We start from the raw sequence: 2,528 nt of genomic DNA, 5'->3' as shown, positions 1-2,528 counted from the left end.
CACCAATGCCGCAGCGTCCGCCGCGACAGCGGCTTAGTTCAAACGCGCTTCACGTCACTTGGCCGTGTAGTCGCCATCTCGTCCACTTACCAATTGGGGCCAATGTTGGAGGAAAGCCGGTTACACAGCAACTTGAATTGATCAATCAATCTGGCTCGATGCAGTCAGATTCCGAACGACAAGACCCATCGAGGTAAACAGGGCGTATTCACAGGAAGGTATGTCCAAGGCCTGATATCCAGAGCAGGCAATCTAAACCCGAGTCACCGAAAAGTCTGCTTAACCAGCAGATTTTTCTTTATCGAAGACGGCATCTTTCGCGATCCTGCCCAGGACTTAAGCGCCTTGAGCGCCGGACGAAGAGCCGCCCCATCTTTCGTCAACATGTATTCCACCTTGGGTGGCACTTCCGGATATACCTTGCGGTGAACCACGCCATCTTTTTCCAAGTCACGTAATTGCTGAATCAGCATCTTCTGAGATATCCCGGACACTGCGCGGCGTAATTCCGAGAACCGTAGTACCGGTGCACTGAAGAGATGGAAGAGGATGACTATCTTCCATCGCCCTTCCAGCACTTTGAGCGCTTCTTCCAGTTCCACGGTGCAACATGTTTGCGTGTATGTTTGTTTTGTCTTTTTCATGGTTACTTACAGGTTAGTATTACACTTTTGGGTGCGTTCTTGCATGTTAGTCACCCATAGATTTAGTCTTTCTTCAGGGCAGTAAATCAGGTCCGCGGCAGGAAGAAGCCGCTCTTACTCTAACGAAAATTTACGGAGAAACCATGGAAATCGGTCTGATCGGCGCCGGCTTCATCGGCGCCTGCCTCGCACGAAAGCTCAAGGACGCGGGGCATACCGTGCGGATCGCAAACTCCCGCGGCCCCGAGACTCTCGCCGACCTGGCGAAGGAGGTCGGCGCGACGGCGGTGTCGGTCGTTGATGTAGCCAAGCAGTCAGACGTGCTGATTATCTCGGTGCCGATGAAGGCTATCCAGCAATTTCCGGCCAATCTATTCGATGGCGCGCGCCGCGACCTCATCGTGGTCGACACTGGCAACTACTATTCCATGCGTGACGGACGCATAGAGCCGTTGGAAAGCGGCATGCCCGAGACGATGTGGGTCGCCGAGCAGCTGGGACGACCGGTCGTCAAGGCGTTCAACAATATCTCGTTTGACAGCCTCCGAAATCAAGGGCGCCCCAAAGGCTCGCCGGAGCGCTTCGCCCTGCCGGTGGCAGGCGATAACCAGCGGGCCAAGGATGTGGTGATCGGCCTAATCGAGGAAATCGGCTTCGACGGGGTCGACGCCGGCGGTCTTGACGCGTCCTGGCGCCAACAGCCAGGCAGCGCCGCCTACTGCACCAACCTCGGCGCCTCGCGACTGAAGGAGGTCATGCAGGGCCTGACCGCCGACTACCGCGCCAAGCTCGGCGAGCGCCGGGACATGGCGTTGAAGAAGATGTTGGAGTTGCCCAACGGCATCGACATTGGACAGGGATTCAAGCTCCCCTTCGCAAAAGACAGCGTGCCGCTGAATCGCTCGCTCGCTGGCCTGCCGGACTAGTTCCGGAAGGGGCGGTGCGTGTGTGCGGAGTACCAGGCGGAAGACGAAAACCCTCCACGGCGTCGAGATTCTATCGGCCCTGCTGGTATGGATGAATCTTGGCTGCTTGCACGCCGAACAGGTCGATCGTACGATCGGCCAGTTCGTGCACACGAGCTGGTCGGCGAAGGACGGTGCCCCGGGTGATGTTTATACTCTCACGCAGACGACGGACGGATTTCTGTGGCTCGGCACGATGCAGGGCCTCTACAGGTTTGATGGCATCACTTTTGAATGGTATGAGCCGCAATCCGGACCGCCATTTCCGTCCTCGAGCATCACTGTATCAACTCCGCGTGCAACAATTGCGGGGAGAGGAAAGAAAACTTCGCGAAGCCATCGAGACCATTCCGGCGATGACGTGGATCGCTGGACCTGACGGGGCCATTCAATTTCGGAATCGACGCGTGGTTGAGTATACCGGCCTGTCGCAGTTGGGAAAAGGGGAGAAAGTCGCGACAACTGCTGTTCATCCCGAAGATCGGGATCGAATTGTACGACGATGGGGCGCGAGCATAGCCAGTGGTGAGCCGTTCGAGGAGGAGCTGCGCTTCCGCCGCAACGACGGGGAGTATCGTTGGTTTTTGAGCCGCGCCGTGCCGCTGCGGGACAAGCGAGGAAAGGTCGTGAAATGCTACGGTGCGGCGACCGACATCCAAGATCGCAAGCGAGCGGAAGAGCTACAAGCAGACCTTGCACACACCAATCGGGTCAGCATGCTCGGGGAACTGGCTGCCTCAATCTCTCACGAGTTAAAGCAGCCGATTGCCTCGGTCGTGATGGATGCGCAGGCCAGCCTACGATGGCTGAACCGCGACCAGCCGGACCTGGACCAGGCGTGCCGGGCAACAGTCGTTCAGCACCGAGCCTCCAAATGCACCGAGCCTCCAAATGCACCGTATGCCCCCTCGCATAACCC

Annotated in this window: 3 protein-coding genes; 2 read left to right on the top strand and 1 reads right to left on the bottom strand. The window is 57.6% G+C overall.

All coding sequences use genetic code 11. The features are described 5' to 3' along the window. Window positions 1-263: 263 nt before the first annotated feature. A complete protein-coding gene (locus tag Q363_RS31290; protein WP_035358621.1) occupies window positions 264-644 on the bottom strand; it encodes a winged helix-turn-helix transcriptional regulator in 381 nt (126 codons plus the stop codon). Window positions 645-700: 56 nt separating this feature from the next. Between Q363_RS31290 and Q363_RS31285 the strand changes: the two genes are divergently transcribed. Continuing rightward, window positions 701-1,570 carry an NADPH-dependent F420 reductase gene (locus tag Q363_RS31285; RefSeq protein ID WP_281176118.1) on the top strand — a complete coding sequence of 290 codons (870 nt, stop codon included), beginning with the start codon at window positions 701-703 and terminating at the stop codon, window positions 1,568-1,570. 278 nt (window positions 1,571-1,848) lie between these two features. Next, a partial coding sequence (locus Q363_RS31275; RefSeq protein ID WP_245632598.1) for a PAS domain-containing protein occupies window positions 1,849-2,528 on the top strand: 680 nt, incomplete at its 3' end.

It is taken from the genome of Edaphobacter aggregans DSM 19364, from assembly GCF_000745965.1.
Lineage (GTDB): Bacteria > Acidobacteriota > Terriglobia > Terriglobales > Acidobacteriaceae > Edaphobacter > Edaphobacter aggregans.
The sequence above is the reverse complement of the archived record's forward strand: the minus strand, read 5'-3'. Positions and strand labels throughout refer to the sequence as shown.

Excerpts from the sequence above, each read along its gene's own strand:
- Q363_RS31290 (WP_035358621.1), bottom strand. The coding sequence starts at position 644 with ATGAAAAAGACAAAACAAACATACACGCAAACATGTTGCACCGTGGAA.